The sequence below is a fragment of the Lentilactobacillus kosonis genome (genome assembly GCF_003864335.1).
In the GTDB taxonomy this organism is placed as follows: domain Bacteria; phylum Bacillota; class Bacilli; order Lactobacillales; family Lactobacillaceae; genus Lentilactobacillus; species Lentilactobacillus kosonis.
On record NZ_BEXA01000002.1, the window covers coordinates 421,519 to 442,481 of the forward strand.

The following is a 20,963-nucleotide window of genomic DNA, read 5'->3' on the forward strand; positions in this document are numbered from 1 at the left end:
TAATTCACCTTCAATTAATTTAAGAACATTTTATAAGGTCGATACTGGTTCTTTTGCTCGTCAAACTGATAAAGAGCTTTAACCTCACCGTCATACTTTAATTTAACCACGTTCTCAGTAGATTGTAGCTCATCAATATCTAAAAAGACTCCATTACCAACCAACTGCCAAAGTTTATCAGATAAGTCAATACTAGGGTATTGTGCTAGTGAATCATCAAGTGATACGAAGTATTTATCAACGATTCCCGCCTCCATCGCTTCTGCAACCTCGGATAATTTCACGCATTGATCGATTGTAAATCCAGCACTTTAATTCTGGTTAGTGAAGACATAACTGCTGGCAATCTAATTGCTTTCCTAAATCAACGGCAAGTGTCCTCACGTAAGTTCCTTTAGAACAGCCAACCTCGAAATAAATTGTTTGTTGCTTATTATCCTGATCATAAGTCGCTGGTTCTATTTGTTTAAAATAATCAACGTGAATTATCCGGGCCTTACGCTCAATCTCAATTCCTTCACGTGCATATTCATACAGCTTTCTACCGTTAACTTTCACTGCCGAAAACATGGGTGGAATCTGTTCAATGTCGCCAACCATCCTGCTAAGAGCATCGTTGATTTGCTGATTAGTCAGCGGTTCTTCAACTGGCTTTGAATCGATAATATTGCCATCTAGGTCTTCAGTGTCATAAGCAACGCCAAATGTGATTGATCCACGATAAGCCTTTCCTGACTGCATTAATAACTCGGAAATTTTAGTGGCTGGACCAACACAAATTGGTAACACTCCATCGACGTTAGGATCTAAGGTTCCAGTATGTCCAATTTTTTTAGTATGCAAAATTCGCCTTAACTGGCTAATGCAGTCAAAGCTGGTCATATTCTTTTCTTTAAAAAGTGGTAATACACCGTTCATTAGTAATTCTCCCATAAGCTTTAATTCAATAAATTATAGCATAGCACCACGCTACTTTATTAATATGTATCAAAAAGAGATTTGACCAATGTATCTGCCAAATCTCTAAATTTATTATTGTTTTGAATTTAGTTCATTAATTAAGCGATCAATTTTGTCACCATAACGAACTGAATCATCTTGTTCGAAAGTAATTTCTGGTGTTTTAAAGATACTCAAACGGGCACCAAGTTCTTTTCTAATTAAGCCTGTTGCCTTTTCCATTCCGGTTTGAGTTTTTTCCTTATCAGATGCTTTATCTGACAAGATACTATAATAAATTTTTGCCTGCTGTAAGTCACCGGTAACATCTACTCCAGTGACAGTTACGCCCTGAACTCGAGGATCTCGAACTCGCTTCAGCAAAATATCAGTGACTTCTTTTGAATCTCTTGTTCAAGTCGACCAACTCTGTATTGAGCCATGGATAATTCCTCCTTATTCTACAGGAACTTCTTTCATCTCGTAAGCTTCAACTACATCGCCCACTTTGATATCGTTATAATCTTGAATTGTAAGTCCTAATTCGAAACCTTGTTTAACTTCTTTAACATCGTCCTTAAAACGTTTCAAACTATTTAACTCACCATCGTAAATAACAACACTATCACGAATTAAGCGAACCTTACTGTCCTTCTTAATTACTCCGTCAACTACCATCCCACCAGCAATGGTACCAACTTTAGAAGCCTTGTAAGTTTCACGAACTTCAACTGATCCAGTAATTTCTTCTTTGTATGTTGGTTCCAACATACCTTTCATAGCTGATTCAACTTCATCGATCGCATTATAAATAACTTGATGGAGACGAATATCAACATTATCACTATCAGCTTGTGCTTTGGCTTGTGGTGTAGGACGCACATTAAAACCGATTACGATTGCATTACTTGCTTCAGCTAGTGCGATATCACTTTCGTTAATGGCACCAACCGCGGCATGAATAATGTTAACCTTAACACCTGAAACGTCAATTTTTTGCAAGCTATTTGCTAATGCTTCAACGGATCCTTGAACATCGGCCTTAATTAAAACATCAACTTGCTTCATTTCACCCTCTTTTAGAGAATCAAATAAATTATCCAAAGTTACGTGTGTAGTCTTACGACGTTCTTCAACTTGAGCTTCCTTAGCACGAGCTTCACCAGCAGCACGAGCGGTCTTTTCATCATCAAAGACAACAAATCGATCACCAGCTTCTGGAACATCGTTCATACCAGTAATCTCAACTGGCATCGATGGTGTAACCTTCTTTAAGTCACGGCCACGTTCATTATTCATCGTTCTAACCCGACCAAAAGTATTACCAACCACGATTGGATCACCAACGTGTAGTGTCCCTTGCTGAACTAACAAGGTTGCAACTGAGCCACGGCCTTGATCAAGTCGAGCTTCGATCACTGAGCCTACAGCTGGTTGATCAGGGTTCGCCTTTAGTTCCAACATGTCTGATTGTAAGACAATCATATCTAACAATTCATCAATGTTTTTACCAAATTTAGCTGAAATGTTAACGAAGATGGTATCGCCACCCCAGTCTTCAGGAATCAGTCCGTATTCAGCAAGTTGTTCGATAACGTGATTTGGATTAGCGTCTGGCTTATCAATCTTGTTCACAGCAACGATAATTGGTGTGCCGGCAGCCTTGGCATGGTTAATAGCTTCAATAGTTTGAGGCATAACTCCATCATCAGCAGCTACAACTAAAACAGTTATGTCTGTAATATTTGCTCCACGGGCCCGCATTTCAGTAAATGCAGCATGTCCTGGTGTATCCAAGAAAGTAATGACATTTTCACCATGACGAACTTGATAAGCACCAATTGCTTGAGTAATTCCCCCTGCTTCACCTGCGGTAATGTGTGAGTGTCTCAAATGATCCAACAAGGTTGTCTTACCATGGTCAACGTGTCCCATGATAGTAACAACTGGTGGACGTGATTCTAAATGTTCATCATTAGCCATCTCAGTATCGAAAATTTTATCAATATCAGAAACGTCCTCTTGAACTTTTTCTTCAGCTTTAATACCGTAGTCAGCAGCTAAGATTTCAATGGTATCTTTATCAAGAGATTGGTTTTGGTTAACCATAACTCCCAACATAAATAATTTCTTAACAACTTCAGCTGGTTCTCTATGCAATGCTTTACCTAAATCTTGAGCGTTCATGCCATCAAAATACATCAATACTTCTGGTAATGGACGTTCCTTACGTTCAGGCGCACCATGATGTTCTACTTCACGCATCCGTTGATTTTTTGCTTCCGTTGTTTCTTTTGACGCTTTTTGTTAGCCTTACGAGAATTATTATTACCTCTCGAAGGATTTAAGCTACCGCCAAAACGACCGCTACCACTATTATTACTCCGATGAGCATTGTTAGAGCTTGACTGAGTGGTACTTGGTTTATTTTGAGTATTACTCGACTTTCCTTGAGTAGTCTTAGGTTTACTTTGATTATTTGTTTTATTAGCTTGGCTTTGTGATGCATTTTGAGTATTGCCATTGCTACGATTATTACTAGAATTCTGGCTATGGTTGTTATTCAAATTATTACTCCGATTGTTAACAGAATTACCACTACGACTATTTGTCGAGTGATTGTTATTATTTTGTTGGTGCTTTGATTCATTATTACTAGTTCGTGTACCATTATTCGAATGGCTTGAACTTGTAGATTGAGCCTTTCGATCAGCCGGTTTATTACTAGTTGCTTGCTTAGCTGATGGTTGACTTTTAGCTTGTGATGATCCACCAAGTACTTGTCGTAAATGTTGCTCTTGATGATCGTCGACCGTCGACATGTGATTCTTAATGTCATAACCGGCATCTGCAGCTTTATCTAAAATCGCTTTACTGGAGACATTGAGTTCTTTAGCTAATTCATAAATTCGCTTTTTCCCCATATAATCACTCTCCCTTGATTTTGTTGGTTAATTGAATCATTTTCTTCGCCATACCTGAATCACTAATACCAATTATACTGCGTTTTACGCCAACAGCATTACTTAGTTCTTCGCTGGTAAGCAAATTGTTAGTAGGAACATTATAAGAATTGGACTTATCAGTAAACTTTTTAAAAGTATCCTTACCGCTATCACTAGCAATAAATAAAAACTTCAAGTTATTCGCCCGGAGTTCTTTTAATAAAATTTCCTGACCTGATACTGTCTTCCGTGCTCGTTGAGCCAAACCGAGAAAGTTCAATAATGCCTCTTTATTGTCCATTTTCAAACAACTCTTTTCGAGCTTGCTTATGATCAATATAGGCAATTAGGTCATCATAAAATGCCTCGTCAATTTTAACTGAAAAGGCTTTTTCAAATACGTGTTCCCGCTTAGCTTGGTTAGCTCGGTCAACGTCGATTGAAATATAAGCTCCTCGGCCAGATTTTTTACCAGTTTCATCGATTGAAACTGTTCCATCAGCATCACGAACGATTCTGACCAATTCTTTTTTGGGCGCCATTTCACCAGATACGATATCTTTTCGCATTGGGATTTTTCTTTTTTTCATAAAAGTTCGCCTCCAAACAAAAGATTATTCTTCGTTAGTTGAATCTGTGTCGGTTTCGTTTAAAGTTTCATTATCAGAATCAACATCTGCACCATTATCATTGAATTCTTCAGTTGCAGAATTCATTTCAGCAGCTGCTTCTGACTCAGACTTAATATCAATCTTGAATCCAGTTAACTTAGCAGCTAGTCTGGCGTTTTGACCACGCTTACCAATAGCTAATGACAATTGATAATCTGGCACAATTACTGTACATGCCCGTTCATTATCAGGATCAAAGATTACGTCAACAACTTCAGCAGGATTCAAAGCGTTAGCAATGTATCTTGCATCGTCATCATCCCACTCAACAATATCCATATTTTCACCGTTTAATTCATTAACGATAGTTTGGACACGTTGACCCTTAGGACCAACTGCAGTACCAACCGGATCAATGTCAGCGTTGTTAGTTCTTACAGAAACCTTTGCCCGATCACCCGCTTCACGAGCAATTGAAACGATTTCAACAGTTCCATCATAAATTTCAGGAACTTCTTGTTCAAACAATCGCTTAAGCATTCCTGGTTCAGTCCGACTAACAAAAACTTGAGGTCCCTTAGTAGCATTTTCAACTTTAGATACATAAACCTTAATTCTTGATTGAGGACGGTACACTTCGTTAGGCATTTGATCTCTCACACCCATTACAGCCTCAACCTTATCTAAACTTACATAAACGAATCGGGTATCTTGGCGTTCAATCGTTCCAGTTACCAACTCGTCTTCGTACTTACTATATTCATTAAACACAATTTCGCGCTCAGCTTCACGAACGCGTTGCATAATAACTTGTTTAGCAGTTTGGGCAGCAATTCGGCCAAAGTTTGAGGAGTAACCTCAACTTGATTTCGTCACCTAATTCATATCCACGATTAATGGCTAATGCGTCTTCCAGTGAAACTTGTAGTTGAGGATCAAGAACATCTTCAACTACAGTCTTAACTGCATAGACATGCATATTACCCTTTTTAGGATCAAATTCAACCTCTACATTTTGAGCTTGACCATAATTACGTTTATAAGCTGAAACTAAAGCTGCTTCTAAAGCTTCAATCACAACTTCTTTTTTGATACCCTTTTCTTCTTCTAGAGAAGAGAGTGCACCTAAAAGTTCACTACTCATTATTTTACTCTCCTTTTAAAATTTGATTGCTAATCTTGACTTGGCAATTAATTCACGGGGTACTTCAATAACAGTCTGCTTAGCATCATCTAGTTTAAGTTCAATAGATTCTTCATCAACCTTTAGTAAGGTACCTTCATAGGCTTTTTGATTATCTAGCTTTTTAAATAAGGACACATGAATATATTGATCAACAGCCTCTTTAAGCTCTTTATCATTTCTTAGCGGACGTTCAGCACCTGGAGATGAGACTTCTAAGAAGTAAGCCTCTGGAATTGGATCCTCCGGTAAAGCATCGATTTTTTCGCTCAATTCATCAGATACCAATACACAGTCATCAATAGTTACGCCACCGGGTTTATCAATATAAACTCGTAGGTAATAGCTTTTGTTTTCCTTAACAAATTCAACATCAAATAAGTAAAAAGAATGTGACTCTAAAATTGGCTCAACAAGTTCTTTTACTGTCTCAACAACGTTGCTCAAATATTCTCCTCCTAAAAAATCCAATAAAAAGAGCGAGCGTCTCCGCTCACTCCTTTTCCAAGTTATTTAGTAATATAAATGTATCACAAAATACCTAGTTTAGCAAATCATTACATCATATCAAACAGACTAAGTTGGTTTTCATCAGGTAGTCCAGTTAAAATATTATTTTCAGTCATAAACTCAATTAAAGTTTTTGAAACCTTACCACGTTTTGCTAAATCCTCTTTTGAAATAAATGGCCGATCTTCACGAGCTGCCACAATCTGCTTAGCAACGTTCAACCCAAGACCAGGAACTGAATCAAATGGAGCAATTAATGTATTACCATCAATTAACCATTCCGAAGCATCAGACTTATCTAAATCCACCATCTTAAACTCATAACCCCGTTCAAGCATTTCATTAGCAAGTTCCAAGACCGTTAATAGGTTTTTTTCTTTAGTTGACGCTTCCATTCCCTTGTCATTGATTTCCTTCATTGCATTTTTAACAGCATCTTTACCCCTAGCCATTGACACAATATCAAAGTCATCAGCCCGAACCGAAAAGTAGGCAGCATAGTATACCAATGGGAAATATACCTTGAAATAAGCAATTCGCAAAGCCATTAAAATATAAGCGGCCGCATGCGCTCTAGGGAACATGTACTTAATCTTTAAACAAGACTGAATGTACCAATCCGGTACGTCAGCTTCCTTCATGGCTGCTTGCCATTCATCAGGAATTCCCCGACCTTTACGCACATGTTCCATAATTTGGAAGGCCATCTCTGAATCCAACCCCCAATGAATTAAATCGGTCATAATATTATCACGACAACCGATAACATTCGCAATAGTGGCGGTACCGTTCTTAATTAACTCATCAGCGTTACCAATCCATACATCAGTTCCATGAGACAGTCCGGAAATTTGTAGCAATTCAGAGTAGTTACTTGGATGAGTTTCTTCAAGCATGCCGCGAACAAACCGCGTTCCAAATTCAGGGACTCCAAGGGTTCCAGTTTTTGAATTAATTTGTTCTTCCGTTACCCCAAGAATTTCAGGGCTGGAGAACAATGACATCACTCCTGGATCATCCATTGGGATCGATTTAGGTTCAATTCCAGATAAGTCTTGAAGCATTCTAATCATCGTTGGATCATCATGACCCAAAATATCAATTTTTAAAATATTGTCATGGATCGAATGGAAATCAAAGTGGGTCGTTTTCCAAGCGGCAGTCCGATCATCAGCGGGAAATTGAATGGGCGTAAAGTCATAAATATCCATATAATCCGGCACAACGATAATTCCCGCTGGATGTTGTCCCGTCGTTCGCTTAACTCCAGTCGCTCCCTTAGATAGGCGATCTTCTTCCGTGGAACGAAATACTTTTCCAGTGTCCCGTTCATATGCCTTTACATAACCATATGCGGTCTTATCAGCAACAGTACCAATAGTTCCGGCCCGAAATACATTCTTCTCACCAAACAACACCTTGGTGTAGTTATGAGCAATTGGTTGATAATCACCCGAGAAATTCAAATCAATATCAGGAACTTTGTTACCCGTAAAACCTAGGAATGTTTCAAACGGGATATCATGACCATCGCCAATCATTTCCGTACCACATTCAGGACACTGTTTCTCAGGTAAATCATATCCCGAGCTATACTCACCCTTAGTAAAGAATTCAGAATGTTGACAGTTAGGACAACGGTAATGCGGTGGTAAGGGATTAACTTCTGTGATTCCCGTTAATGTTGCAACTAAACTGGATCCAACCGACCCACGTGATCCTACCAAATATCCATCTTTATTACTCTTATGAACTAAACGCTGAGCAATCAGATAAATTACGGAGAAACCATTTCCAATAATACTTTTCAGCTCTTTTTCAAGTCGCTTTTCTACGATTTCAGGTAATGGATTTCCGTACATTGCATGGGCAGTATCCATAGTTTTATTTTGAATCTCATCCTCAGCCCCATCCATTCTAGGGGTATACAATTTATCCTTAAGCGGATGAACTTCATCGATGCTGTCAGCAATCGCATTAGTATTCGTAACAACAATTTGCTTAGCCTGTTCTTCGCCTAAGAATGCAAATTCAGATAACATTTCATCAGTACTTAAGAAATGTTGATCTGGAAGAGTTTGCCGGTTAAGCGGGTTGGCGCCACCCTGAGAATTAATTAATATTTTTCGATAGATATAATCATGCTCATCTAAATAATGAACATCACCAGTTGCTACAACTGGTTTCTCCAACTCTTGACCTAAATCAATAATATTTTGAATAATTTCATGTAGTTTTGATTCATCAGCAACAAGACCCGAGTCAATTAATGGTTGATAAACTCGAGGAGGCTGAACTTCAAGATAATCATAGAACTTGGCTTTTTCACGGGCTTGTTCCATTCCTTTTTGCATCATCGAAGTAAAAACTTCTCCGCCAGAACAACCCGAGCCAACCAAGATTCCCTCCCGATACTTCTCCAGTTGTTTCCGTGGTACTCTAGGAACTCGGTAGAAGTACTCAACATTGGATAATGAAACGATTTTAAACATATTTTTAAGTCCTGCTTGAGTCTGAGCAAGTAAAACCGCATGACTTGGCCGAGCATGCTTATAAGCATCATTATCTGTCATATGATCATTCAGCTGGTCATGGTATCTAATATCATAATTGCTCTCCGCATCTTTTAAGAAGAGATAATTTAAATGCCCAGTTGTTTCCGCATCATAGACCGCTCGGTGATGGTGTTCCAAACTAACATCAAACTTTTTTGCTAGCGTATTTAGACGGTAACCCTTCAAATGAGGATACAAAAATCTTGCTAGCGTCAAAGTATCAATGATTGGATTCGAAATTTCTGACATTCCATGTCGTTTGTAGCCCGTATTCATAAAGCCAACATCAAAGGTAACATTATGGCCAACAATAATGGCGTCACCACAAAATTCTCGGAATAGTTTGAATACTTCTTCTTCAGATTTAGAACCTCTAACCATGTCATCTGTAATAGAAGTTAAATTAGTCGTTTGTTCTGACAACGGAAAGCCTGGGTCAATGAATTCCTCGAATTGATCGATCACGTTAGAGTTTTCCATTCTAACTGCTGATAACTCAATCACCCGATCATAAATCGCTGACAATCCAGTAGTTTCAACATCAAAGATGACGTATGTGGCATCCTTTAAGGGGACGTGCGCGTCATTATAAGTAATCGGTTCCCCTTCATCGACTAGATTAACCTCAACTCCATAAAGCATTTTAAGGTCATTCTTTTCGCCAGCATGAAAGGCATCAGGAAATCCTTGAACTCCAGCATGATCAGTAATTGCAAGCGCCGAATGTCCCCATTTCTTAGCCCGCTTGGCAAAATCGGTAATGTTATTAGTTGCGTCCATTTGACTCATAGAAGTGTGTAAGTGCAGTTCAACCCGCTTTTCATCTGCTGGTGCTTTATCTTGCTTAATTGGATGACTAACGGCATTGATATCATTGGCCATCAAAGTTAGCTCATGAGAATAGTTGTCTTCCTGGACGCTGCCTCGAGCTTTGATCCAGTTACCTTCCTCAATTCCATCGAATGCTCCTTGTTCATTTTTTCCAGAGAATTTCTTGATTGAAATCGATGACGTATAATCAGTAACTTTTAACATTAATAATTCCCGACCCGAACGAAGTGCCCGAATTTCCTTTGAGAACACGTAGCCTTCAACGACAACTGAACGTTCTTCATCAACGATTTCATCCATCCTAATCGTTGGGATATCACCATTAATCTTCTTACCGATTGAGCTTGAACCACTATTAGAATTACTTTTCTTAGGCTTTGAATCATTAAGCTTCATCGCTTCATTAGCTTTCTTGACCAATTCCACCCCGTTGGCTTCATTCCGTTTGCGCAATGCTTCAATATTTTTTTGCGAAGCAGTTTCGTCAACAATTGTATGGATCGTGAAATTAGGAAATCCAGCTCGTCGGTAAAGATCTTCGATTGGACCAAGCGCAGTATTGGCCATGAAATTTTTAACAATTTCGTTTTCAGCCACGAACTGAACACGTTCATTTTGTAAATCTGGCAAATGATTATCACACAACTCTTTCAACAGCGGTGAGGTAACGCCAGAATTGGTAACAATCCATTCCCAGTAGTCTCTAAGCAACGGTTCATCAAACGACTGACTATCGGGCTGAATAATAAACGAAACATTAGCAATATTATTAAAAGCCGCCTGTAATCTGTCATTAAACTGATCAAAGACCTCAAACGGTAAAATATTATTAGTGCTAATGTCAAATTGCCACTTGCGACTCTTTTCATGAACTTCCAATTTATTTAAACGAGCATTTTCAAAAATTGGATCATCTTTCATTTCAAACCACTTTAACTGTTCAAGAAGTTTTTGAAACATTTCATTCTGATTTAGCGCCAAACTTCTTCCTCCTCACTAACCAGAAAAAACTGGGGTTCCCCAGTTTTTTATAAACCTATTGTATTAATCTTCTAAATTATTAAGCAGAATCTTAACCATACCACTAAGTTCTTCAACTTTAGCTTCAAGTGTTTCGCCATTTTTTCGAATTTTAATTTCGACGATACCATCTTCTGCCTTCTTACCCACAGTTACCCGAACTGGAATTCCTAGTAAGTCTGAATCAGCAAACTTAACTCCAGCCCGTTCTTTGCGGTCATCAACTAAGACAGCCAGGCCACTTTCAGTTAATTCAGCTTCAATCTTGTCAGCTAATTCTCGTTGCACATCATTTTTAATATTGACGGGAATAACGTGAACCATGAATGGGGCCACCGACTTGGCCATACAAGGCCGTTTTCATCACCGTACTGTTCAGCAATTGCTGATAGTAAACGACTAATTCCAATTCCATATGAACCCATAATGATTGGTGTTGCTCGGCCATTTTCATCAAGCACCGTGGCACCTAAACTATCAGAGTACCTAGTACCAAGCTTAAAGATATGACCAATTTCGATTCCACGAGTAAACTTAAGGGTTCCTTCACCATCAGGAGAAGTCTCGCCTTCTTTAACAAACACGAAGTCGTCAATATCATCTGAATTAAAATCACGATCAAAGTTAGCATTTAAATAGTGAAAACCATCTTCATTAGCACCAACCACAATGTTACGCATACCTTTAATTCGCTGATCAACCAATATCTTAACATCTTCATTAAGATCAACGGGTCCTAATGAGCCAAATCCAGCACCAATTAGTTGCTTAGCTTGCTCATCAGTTGCTGGTTCAAGAAAATCAGCCTTAAGGTAATTCTTAACCTTAACATCATTAACTTCATAGTCACCAGGCACCACAACCAAAATAGGTTCTTCATCAGCGATAAATAACATTGATTTGCCAATTTGTTCTGGTTGCACCTTAAGCAGTTCGGCAACTTCTTCGATTGTTTTTGCATTTGGAGTAGCCACTTTTTCTAAATTAGCGATTTCGGCGTGTGAAGTGCGATCAGAGATTTTGGACTTTGCCATCTCCAAATTTGCTGAATAATCACTATTAGTTGAATAAGCAATAGTATCCTCACCGATGCTTGCTAACGCAGAAAACTCCTTCGAATCAGATCCACCCATGGCCCCACCATCACCAATAATTACTCGGTAGTTTAGACCAATTCGATCAAAAATATTGATATAAGCTTTCTCCATTGCTCGATATGCTTTGTCCAAATCACCTTCGTTAGCAGAAAATGAATAAGCATCTTTCATAATGAATTCACGGCTTCGTAATAAACCATAACGAGGTCGATCTTCGTCACGATATTTAGCTTGAATTTGGTAAAGCATAAATGGTAATTGTTTATATGACTTAACTGCATCCCTAACGAGTTGAGTAAAAGTTTCCTCGTGAGTAGGTCCCAAGATAAAGTCTGTATCATGACGGTTCTTAAATTTAAATAATTCCGGACCGTAAGTTTCATAACGACCTGATTCACGCCATAAATCAGCTGGTAACACGCCAGGAACGAGCATTTCTAATGCTTCAGCTTTTTCCATCTCTTCTCGAACGATTTGTTCAATGTTTGCGATTACGCGATAAGCCATCGGTAAATAGGCATACATCCCGGCAGATACTTGGCGAATATAACCAGCTCTTAACAACATCTGGTGGCTTAATGCTTCAGCACCACTTGGTGTTTCTTTTAAGGTTGGAATTAAAACTTTTGATTGTTTCATTTTATCTTTTCTCCTTCAGATATTAGTGCAAGAAATATCTGGAAATGTCATTCCATGTAACTAAGATCATTAGTAACATTAAAAAGGCAAAACCAATTAAAGTAATTACCGTTTCTGTTTTTTCAGAAACTGGCTTATGTCTAATTGCTTCGATAATGTTCAGTAAAAATTTTCCTCCATCTAATCCTGGAATGGGAATTAGATTAATAATTGCCAAGTTCAATGATAAGAACGCTAAGAAGTACATAACCCCAGCAATTCCACCTCGCGTTGCTTGAGAAGTAGTGGCAAAGATGGCAACTGGCCCGCCCAAATCATTTAAACTAAAATGTCCCGTAACCATCGACCAAAGAGCGGATAGCAACCGACCACCTAGGTTGAAAGTTTGCGTGAAGCCGCCTAAAATTTTAGCTTGAAAACTATCATCTAAATGCTCAGTTATACCAATAACACCAACTTTTTTGCCACTAGTAGTCACAGTTTTAGGGGTTAAGGAAATTGTTTTTGGTCTGCTTATCGTTTTGAACTTTAAGGTCGACCTTTTTGCCAGCTTTATCCTGAATGTTAGTAGCTAAATCATTCCAGTTAGTAGTCTTAACTCCATTAACTGACAAAATTCTATCGCCATTTTTAATTCCAGCATCACGGGCCACTGAATCAGTCGGTGTAACGTTAACTCGATTTGAGTTATTCGCAACTCCTCCTTGAATAAATGCCAAAATTGTAAAAACTAAGATTGTTAAAATGAAATTATTAAATACACCAGCAACGTTAGTGATCATTCTATGTGGCAATGACGCTGACTGAAATTGAACATCGACTGGAGCAATTTGCACTTCAGTTCCATCTGATTCAATAATTGTAGCATCATGAGCAACCGAATATCGCTTAAGCTCTGATTCGTCACCATTTTCGTATCCTTCTACATATAATTCATTCTCTAAATCTGTTTTGACAACTGTGACTGGAATTCCCTGGAACAATGAGTTTTTATTACTAGTATTAATTGAGGTAACCAAGTCATCATCATTTAATCTCAAGGAAACCGGAGTTCCAGGTTTAATTTCTTCGTCATCATCAGCATCTCCTGCCATTCGCACATATCCACCTAGTGGCAACAATCGTAGTGTAAATGTCGTGTGATTTCTAATAAAATAAAATAGTTTAGGCCCCATTCCAACAGAAAATTCACGAACTAAAATTCCTGACTTTTTCGCTGCATAATAATGCCCAAATTCATGAGAAATAACAATGATCCCAAAAACAATAATGAATGCAATGATAGTTGTTATCAAAGAGGTTGTCCTCCATTTTTTATATAATTCCGACTAGATGTAGAATAGGTAGCACTAATAATAAGCTGTCAAATCTATCTAAAATCCCACCATGGCCGGGTAATATTTTTCCTGAATCTTTTACATCATAATACCGTTTTAGTGCAGATTCAATCAAGTCGCCAAATTGACCAGCAATTGATAACAATGCCGTTACAACAACAATTGGCACGATACTCATTGAGTTAATTGGATAAACCATCAAGAACAAGGAGCATAACACAATTGCACTTAATGACCCTAATATTGAGCCTTCCCAAGTCTTATTAGGACTAATATGAGGAGCCAATTTATGCTTTCCAAATGAGCGACCAAATAAGTATGCTCCACTATCAGTAACCCAAACGATGAACAACGCATATAACAATGTAGTTAACGATAAATCACGAGCTAATGTGAAGTAGTGAAAACCTAATCCAATATAAATCATTCCTAACGTCAAAACTCCTACATCATCAAAAGTGAACTTGTTCTTTGAAAACACTGTTAACAATAGTAAAAGTAGTACGAAAATATAAAACAGGAACATTCGATCAATATGATCAGGTAGCATATTTAACCATGTATCGGGGATGATTAACGTACTAACCCCTAAAAAACTTAGAATTGACTCAAATGAGATTAGTAACTTTTTCTTCATAACTAAAATTTCAGACATTGCGACGATTCCCAAAACCAGGGCGGCTAAATCGGTCCAAATTCCACCCGCGATGATTATCGGAATAAAAATAATTAACGCAACAACCGCAGTAATAACTCTTTGCTTCAAATTAACGCACTTCCTATTCGGTTTCAAGTCCGCCAAAACGTCGATGGCGACCTTGGTATTCAATAATTTCTGCTTGTAATGTTTCACCACTAAAATCAGGCCAATACGTATCAACAAAGGCTAACTCACTATAAGCAATTTGCCATAACAAGAAATTAGATATCCGCTCTTCGCCACTTGTTCTAATCAACAAGTCTGGATCCGCGTACTCTCCTAGTGGAGCAGACATTAACTTATCGCTAAATACAGTTTCGTCAATATCACCAATGGCCAGTTCATCTTGTTTAACCATCGAGGCAACTTGTTTAACTGCGTCGATGATTTCCATTCGACTGCCATAATTGAGAGCGAAATTAAGAATCATTCCCGTACAATTAGCGGTTTGTGCAACTGCATCTGCCACTGCCTTTTGAGTTGCTTTGGGTAATTGATCGATTAGTCCCATAACCTGAACCTTAACGTTATTCTTAATCAGATCTGGAACGAAATCGCCAAAGAAAGTCACCGGCAGCTTCATTAAGAAACTAACTTCCTTATCAGGTCGTTTCCAATTTTCTGTTGAAAATGCATATAAAGTTAACACCTTAACACCTAAATCACTAGCAGCAATTGTCACCCGTTTAACTGTTTGCATACCTTCTTTATGACCAGCAATTCGTGGTAAATGGCGTTTTTGAGCCCAGCGACCATTTCCATCCATAATAATGGCAACATGGTTAGGAACATTATCTTTATCAATCTTTGTAACTAATTGTTGCTTATTTTCTCTATCCATAATTTCACCTTTAAAACTCAACAAAAATAAAGGATGAGTGCCTGCTCATCCTAAATAATTATTATTCTTCATTTGAGGCATCTTCAGGTCGATCAACCATTCGCCACTCGCCACGACCAGCATCCGCAAGCGTATTAAAGTACTTCAATAGGTTATTAGCATCTTCGGGGCTTACGCCACCTAAAACGTTAAGTCCTTTACCAGTAGTCATTGGTTCTGATAAATCAGTGATTTCATTATCATTTTCGATAGTTGCAGTTGAAAATGCCATTACCCAGTCATCTTCAACTAATTTAGAAACGATAAAGAATAAGTTAAAATCTTCCTGAACATATGCTGGCATTGCAAACAATCCATCTTGAACCTGTTGTAATTCATTACCATTGTAATTTAAAGTCGTAATTTCATTAGGAGTAACTTCCATATTTAATTTGAACAACATATGTTCAAATTCATCAGTGCCAGGAACTACTTCTACTTGATTATCATCAGCCATATTAATTTCTCCTATCCAGATACAACTTCTTTTTTCTTTTTCAGCGACTTTTTGATCAACCACTTTAATAGCGTCGTCAGTTACCTTTTGGGTTTCATCTTCAAATTTATGAAGTTCGTCATCAGTAATCTCTTCCGCTTTATGACTCTTCTTCAGAGCATCCATAGCTTCACGACGAACATTTCTGATTGCAACTTTTCCTTGCTCACCAGTCGCCTTAACTTGCTTAGCAATTTCTTGACGTCGTTCTTCAGTTAAAGCTGGTACAGCAAGTCTGATAGCATTACCGTCGTTTGTAGGACTGATTCCCAAATCAGCCTCGTAAATTCCCTTTTCAATATTTTCAAGTGCTGACTTATCATATGGAGTAATCATGATAACTCTGGCTTCAGGAATTGAAATTGAGGCAACTTGATTCAAAGGTGTTTGGGCACCATAGTAATCAACCATCACTCGATTTAATAAACTGGCATTTGCACGACCAGCTCTAATTCCACCCAAATCACGATCTAACGCTTCGTGGGCTTTTTGCATTTTTGTTTTAGCTTCGTTGATAATTGTTTTAGCATCAGCCATAAATTATTTCTCCTTAACGGTTGTTCCGATATTTTCTCCAGTAACTACCTTGCGGATATTACCAGGTTCATTTAAATTAAATACAACTAATGGAATATGATTATCCATAGATAATGAACTAGCAGTTGAATCCATTACTTTTAATCCCTTACTAATAATATCCATATAAGTTAGCGTATCATACTTAACTGCATCTTCGTTAGTTCTTGGATCATCTGAATAAATTCCATCAACCCCATTTTTTGCCATCAAAATTGCATTTGCATCAATTTCTGCGGCTCGTAATGCAGCAGTAGTATCGGTTGAGAAGTAAGGATTACCTGTACCACCGGCAAAAATTACTACGCGACCCTTCTCCAAATGTCGGACAGCTTTCCGACGAATGTATGGTTCGGCAATTTGGCGCATTTCAATTGAAGTTTGAACTCGAGTAGGTACCCCTAATGATTCAAGATTATCTTGTAATGCTAGTCCATTCATAACAGTACCAAGCATCCCAATGTAGTCAGCTTGAGCACGTTCCATACCCATAGCGGCACCAGATTCACCACGCCACATGTTACCACCACCAACAACAATTCCAATTTGAATTCCTAAATCATAAATATTCTTGATTTCAGCTGCAACGTCCTTGATAACTGGTGGGTTTATTCCAAATCCTGCTTCACCTGCTAAAGCTTCACCACTTAGCTTTAACACGATTCGGTTATATTTTATATCAGACATCAAAGTGCCTCCTATTGTTAATCGTTAACTATAATTTTAGCATAATCTGAAGGGTAACAACAACACATCTGGTAATTTCAGAAATTCTTAGGATTGTTTAATTTTACTCTTCTCAGTAATCAACTAATTTAGTCGATAAAAAAAACGCCTCTAAGGGCGTCTTTTAAATCACTATTTCAATTGTGAACGAACTTCATCTTCAAAACTTTGTTTGTTTTGTTCGATTCCTTCACCAACTTCGTAACGAACAAATTTACGGATAGTACCGTTCTTTGAAGCAACGAATTTACCAACAGTTTGGTCTGGGTCTTTAACAAATTCTTGGTCTTCAAGAGAAATTTCTGCCAAGAACTTGTGTAAACGTCCTTCAACCATTTTTTCAACGATTTTTTCAGGCTTACCTTCATTAAGAGCTTCTTCAGTAAGAGTCTTCTTTTCTTCAGCAAGACGATCAGCAGGAACTTCTTCCTTGTTAAGATATTCTGGGTTGATTGCAGCAACGTGCATAGCAACGTCTTTGGCAGTTTCTTCATCAGCACCATCGATCAAAGTCAAAGCAGCGATTGAACCACCATTATGAAGATATGCTCCAAATGATTCGTTATCATTCTTTTCAACGATTTCGAAACGTCTCAACGTAACTTTTTCACCAGTAACTTGAGTTGTTTCAACGATATCATCCTTAACAGTACCTTTTTCTGTCTTAATGTTTAATGCATCTTCAACAGTTGCAGGCTTTTCAATAGCGATAGCATCACTAACTTTGTTTACAAGATCCTTAAATGGATCACTAGTAGCAACAAAATCAGTTTCTGAGTTGATTTCAACGATGGCTGCAGTATTATCATGGATAGCGATATTTGCTAAACCGTTAGCAGCAACCCGGCCGCTCTTCTTTTCAGCTTTAGCAATACCTTTTTCACGTAATACTTCGATAGCCTTATCGAAGTCGCCTTCAGTTTCAACAAGTGCTTTCTTAGCGTCCATCATACCAACGCCAGTTTTTTCACGTAATTCTTTTACTTGAGCTGCAGAAATCTTTGCCATTTAATTGGCCTCCCTTTTCAAATAAAAACTGACTCCACACTAGGCCAAATTGGTCTGAAGCGATAGAGTCAGCCTGAGTGCTTAATTATTTATTATTTGCCTTCAACTTCGTTAGCGATTGATTCAATTGAATCATCACTCTTGGCATTGTCACCAAAAGTTTCTTCGTTAACGTCGTCTTCGCCTTGGTTACCTTCAATGATAGCATCAGCCATCTTAGCAGTAATCAAACGAACGGCACGAATTGCATCATCGTTTGATGGAATGATAACATCGATATCATCAGGATCGGTGTTAGTATCAACCATAGCAACGATAGGAATGTTCAATTTTTGAGCTTCCTTAACAGCAATTTGTTCTTTACGAGGATCAACGATGAACATAACGTCTGGAATTCTTGGCATATCTTCAATACCGCCAAGGAATCTTTCGAGTTTGTCTTGTTGTTTCATTAACAATGAAACTTCCTTCTTAGGAAGACGTTCGAAAGTACCATCAGTAGCCATCTTCTTTAATTCCTTTAATCTACGAACACGAGTTTGAATAGTGTTCCAGTTAGTTAAAGTACCACCAAGCCAACGATTGTTAACAAAATATTGACCTGCACGAGTTGCTTCTTCAGCAATTGCATCTTGTGCTTGCTTCTTAGTACCAACAAACAATACAACGGCACCCTTTGATGCTTCGTCTTTAACAAAGTTGTAAGCAGTGTCGATAAGCTTAACAGTCTTTTGTAAGTCGATGATGTAAATACCATTACGTTCAGTAAAGATATATTCCTTCATCTTTGGGTTCCAACGACGAGTTTGGTGACCGAAATGTACTCCGGCTTCCAATAATTGTTTCATAGAAATAACAGCCATGATATAGCCTCCATTAGTTTTTTCCTCCTCAAAGATCAACTGAATCAGACACCAAATTGGCACTAACCGATTCATTACTTTGAGTGTGTATTTAAAATACCTAGAAAATTATATCTAACATTCGCCATTAAATCAACCTTTATTTATTGATTTGATGATAAAATCCTGCGAAATTTTTAAATTTTGATTAATCATGTTACAATATTGTTTCGAAACAAGGAGGCAACATATAAATGATAAAAGCCATCGTTTTTGACGTTGACGATACCCTTTACAATCAGGAGCCTAGTTTTAACGAGGCTTTTCGATCAGTATTCAATGCTGATATTGATAACGATTTGCTAAAGAAGATTTACATTAACTATCAAAACCAATTCTACCAAGTTCAATCAAAAGCCTGCCAAGAAAACTTAAATTTAACTGATAGTGAGGCCAACTTCACAGTTTGCACCACACCTTCAAGAAATTTGAACTTAATGGATTAACTAAAGAAACGGCCGACAAATTTGAAGAAGAATTTCTCAACAACCGTAACAACATCCAGTTGGCAGATGGCTTGTCAACTATTTTCAATCAACTATCAGCCAAATATAAGCTAGGTATCATCACTAATGGATCTAATAAGGATCAATTAGCCAAAATTATGAAGTTGAAACTTCAACACTGGATTGACAGGGATCAAATCATCACCTCTGAGGATGCCAAGGTTGCTAAACCAGACCCAGTGATTTTTACCATGATGAATCGGAAGTTCGATCTTCGTGGTAGTGAGATGCTATACGTTGGTAGTTCATTTGATGAAGATATTGTACCCGCAAAAAAAGCCGGGTGGCAAACTGTATGGTATAACCCCTTTAATGGAACTATTAGCGATCCAACTGCGATTCCTGACCAAACAGTCTCTAATATTGATGAGTTGAAAGAATTATTAACCGAATTAGCTGCAGAACAGTCATAAAAAAAGAGTGAGAATTTATTTCTCACTCTTTTTTATTATAAGTCAACTAATTTATCAGACTCACCTGTTTCAATTAATGACTTGTTAGCATCCATTGCAAAGTAAACCATATTTTTTACAGCTCGTTTAGTATAAAAAGCGATATGCGGTGTCACCAAAACATTTTCCCGCTTCATTAAATTTTTAAGACGCTCATCAGGAATGTTTTCAAAACTACCAAAATCAGTATTGAAAATCCCAACTTCATCTTCGTACACATCGACTGCAGCTCCGCCGACTTTATTTGAATCGAGTGCTTTGATTAGTGCATCTGTGTCAATCAATGATCCCCGGGCAGGATTTAAGACATAAACCCCGTCTTTCATTTTGGCAAAGGTTTCAGCATTAAGCATATGTTCATTATCTTTTGTGGCTGGTGCATGAAGTGAAATCACATCGGACTTAGCAAATAATTCATCTAAAGTATCGACATAGATTCCTCTTTTTTCTAATTCTGGGTTATGAAAAACGTCATATGCGATAACCTTAGCCCCAAAACCTTCATAGATTTTAATTACTGCCCGGCCGATTCTACCAGTTGCAATCACTCCAACGGTCATTTGATTTAGTTCATCAGCAATATCTGGTGCCCAGGTCAAGTCGCCATTTATTTGCTTTCGATCAAAAATATTCGTTTTTCTTAACAACCGCATTAGCTGGGTTACCGTAAGTTCAGCAATGGCCTCTGGTGAATAAGCTGGCACATTAGAAACTTTAATTCCATTACGTTTGGCAGCTTCTGCATCAACATTATCAAATCCAACATTTCGAAGGGATAAGAACTTGATGCCAAAACTCCCCAACTTATCAAGCACCTCATTAGTGTATGGTTTCTGTTGGTATGCAACAACGCCATCGGCCCCACTTGCTAATTCAACCGTTGATTCATCAAGTAGCTGGCTGGTTGAGATTACCTCAACGTCTGGATTTTCATCGCTCCATTTATCAAGATATGGTTTTTCATCATCTCTAATACCATATGCAATAATTTTCACAAAAACTACCTCCTTACGTAATTGCCATTATTATATCATTGAAACCGTATTCAAA

12 protein-coding genes and 7 pseudogenes are annotated in these 20,963 nt (G+C 38.0%); 2 read left to right on the plus strand and 17 right to left on the minus strand.

The genetic code is table 11. The annotated features are described in order from the left end of the window. Positions 1-14: 14 nt before the first annotated feature. The 16 genes and pseudogenes from truB to rpsB all read right to left on the minus strand — a co-directional run bounded on the left by truB (position 15) and on the right by rpsB (position 18,916). A pseudogene (gene truB, locus NBRC111893_RS05035) lies at positions 15-918 on the minus strand (tRNA pseudouridine(55) synthase TruB). Between the two features lie 114 nt (positions 919-1,032). Further along, positions 1,033-1,382 (minus strand): annotated as a pseudogene (rbfA, locus tag NBRC111893_RS05040) (30S ribosome-binding factor RbfA). 13 nt (positions 1,383-1,395) lie between these two features. Then, positions 1,396-3,863 (minus strand): annotated as a pseudogene (infB, locus tag NBRC111893_RS05045) (translation initiation factor IF-2). A gap of 4 nt (positions 3,864-3,867) precedes the next feature. After that, entirely contained in the window at positions 3,868-4,185 is a 318-nt protein-coding gene (locus tag NBRC111893_RS05050; RefSeq protein WP_125008224.1) for a L7Ae/L30e/S12e/Gadd45 family ribosomal protein, read from the minus strand. Next, positions 4,175-4,474: an RNase P modulator RnpM gene (gene rnpM / locus NBRC111893_RS05055; protein ID WP_125008225.1), complete on the minus strand. Its 300-nt coding sequence runs from the start codon at positions 4,472-4,474 to the stop codon at positions 4,175-4,177. Before rnpM ends, NBRC111893_RS05050 begins: the two co-directional genes overlap by 11 nt. A gap of 24 nt (positions 4,475-4,498) precedes the next feature. Beyond that, positions 4,499-5,639: pseudogene (gene nusA, locus NBRC111893_RS05060) on the minus strand (transcription termination factor NusA). A 15-nt stretch (positions 5,640-5,654) separates the two neighbouring features. After that, complete coding sequence (gene rimP / locus NBRC111893_RS05065) at positions 5,655-6,125, minus strand: ribosome maturation factor RimP (RefSeq protein WP_125008226.1); 471 nt, start codon at positions 6,123-6,125, stop codon at positions 5,655-5,657. A gap of 110 nt (positions 6,126-6,235) precedes the next feature. After that, positions 6,236-10,534: a PolC-type DNA polymerase III gene (locus tag NBRC111893_RS05070; protein ID WP_439957176.1), complete on the minus strand. Its 4,299-nt coding sequence runs from the start codon at positions 10,532-10,534 to the stop codon at positions 6,236-6,238. An 84-nt stretch (positions 10,535-10,618) separates the two neighbouring features. Continuing rightward, a pseudogene (locus NBRC111893_RS05075) lies at positions 10,619-12,330 on the minus strand (proline--tRNA ligase). Between the two features lie 22 nt (positions 12,331-12,352). Beyond that, positions 12,353-13,625 (minus strand): annotated as a pseudogene (gene rseP / locus NBRC111893_RS05080) (RIP metalloprotease RseP). A 19-nt stretch (positions 13,626-13,644) separates the two neighbouring features. Further along, positions 13,645-14,433: a phosphatidate cytidylyltransferase gene (locus tag NBRC111893_RS05085; protein WP_125008228.1), complete on the minus strand. Its 789-nt coding sequence runs from the start codon at positions 14,431-14,433 to the stop codon at positions 13,645-13,647. Between the two features lie 13 nt (positions 14,434-14,446). Next, positions 14,447-15,208, minus strand: coding sequence for an undecaprenyl pyrophosphate synthase (gene uppS / locus NBRC111893_RS05090; RefSeq protein ID WP_125008229.1), 762 nt, complete (start codon positions 15,206-15,208; stop codon positions 14,447-14,449). 526 nt (positions 15,209-15,734) lie between these two features. Beyond that, positions 15,735-16,280: pseudogene (gene frr / locus NBRC111893_RS11210) on the minus strand (ribosome recycling factor); the annotation flags it as partial. Positions 16,281-16,283: 3 nt separating this feature from the next. After that, on the minus strand, positions 16,284-17,006 hold the full coding sequence (gene pyrH / locus NBRC111893_RS05100) for a UMP kinase (protein ID WP_125008231.1): 723 nt from the start codon (positions 17,004-17,006) through the stop codon (positions 16,284-16,286). Positions 17,007-17,177: 171 nt separating this feature from the next. After that, on the minus strand, positions 17,178-18,053 hold the full coding sequence (gene tsf, locus NBRC111893_RS05105; protein WP_125008232.1) for a translation elongation factor Ts: 876 nt from the start codon (positions 18,051-18,053) through the stop codon (positions 17,178-17,180). Between the two features lie 92 nt (positions 18,054-18,145). Further along, a complete protein-coding gene (gene rpsB, locus NBRC111893_RS05110) occupies positions 18,146-18,916 on the minus strand; it encodes a 30S ribosomal protein S2 (protein WP_125008233.1) in 771 nt (256 codons plus the stop codon). A gap of 233 nt (positions 18,917-19,149) precedes the next feature. Here rpsB and NBRC111893_RS11215 point away from each other — a divergent pair, with 233 nt between their 5' ends. Together NBRC111893_RS11215 and NBRC111893_RS05115 are read left to right on the plus strand one after the other, a co-directional pair. Then, a complete protein-coding gene (locus tag NBRC111893_RS11215; RefSeq protein ID WP_225417594.1) occupies positions 19,150-19,401 on the plus strand; it encodes an HAD family hydrolase in 252 nt (83 codons plus the stop codon). Continuing rightward, positions 19,362-19,874 (plus strand): HAD family hydrolase, encoded by a 513-nt coding sequence (locus NBRC111893_RS05115; protein ID WP_225417596.1) that lies wholly within the window; start codon positions 19,362-19,364, stop codon positions 19,872-19,874. Before NBRC111893_RS11215 ends, NBRC111893_RS05115 begins: the two co-directional genes overlap by 40 nt. Before the next feature lie 35 nt (positions 19,875-19,909). Here NBRC111893_RS05115 and NBRC111893_RS05120 read toward each other — a convergent pair whose 3' ends face one another. Beyond that, the gene (locus NBRC111893_RS05120) at positions 19,910-20,908 is read right to left on the minus strand and encodes a D-2-hydroxyacid dehydrogenase (protein ID WP_125008234.1); all 999 of its coding nucleotides are present in this window, start codon (positions 20,906-20,908) and stop codon (positions 19,910-19,912) included. Between the last annotated feature and the right edge of the window lie 55 nt (positions 20,909-20,963).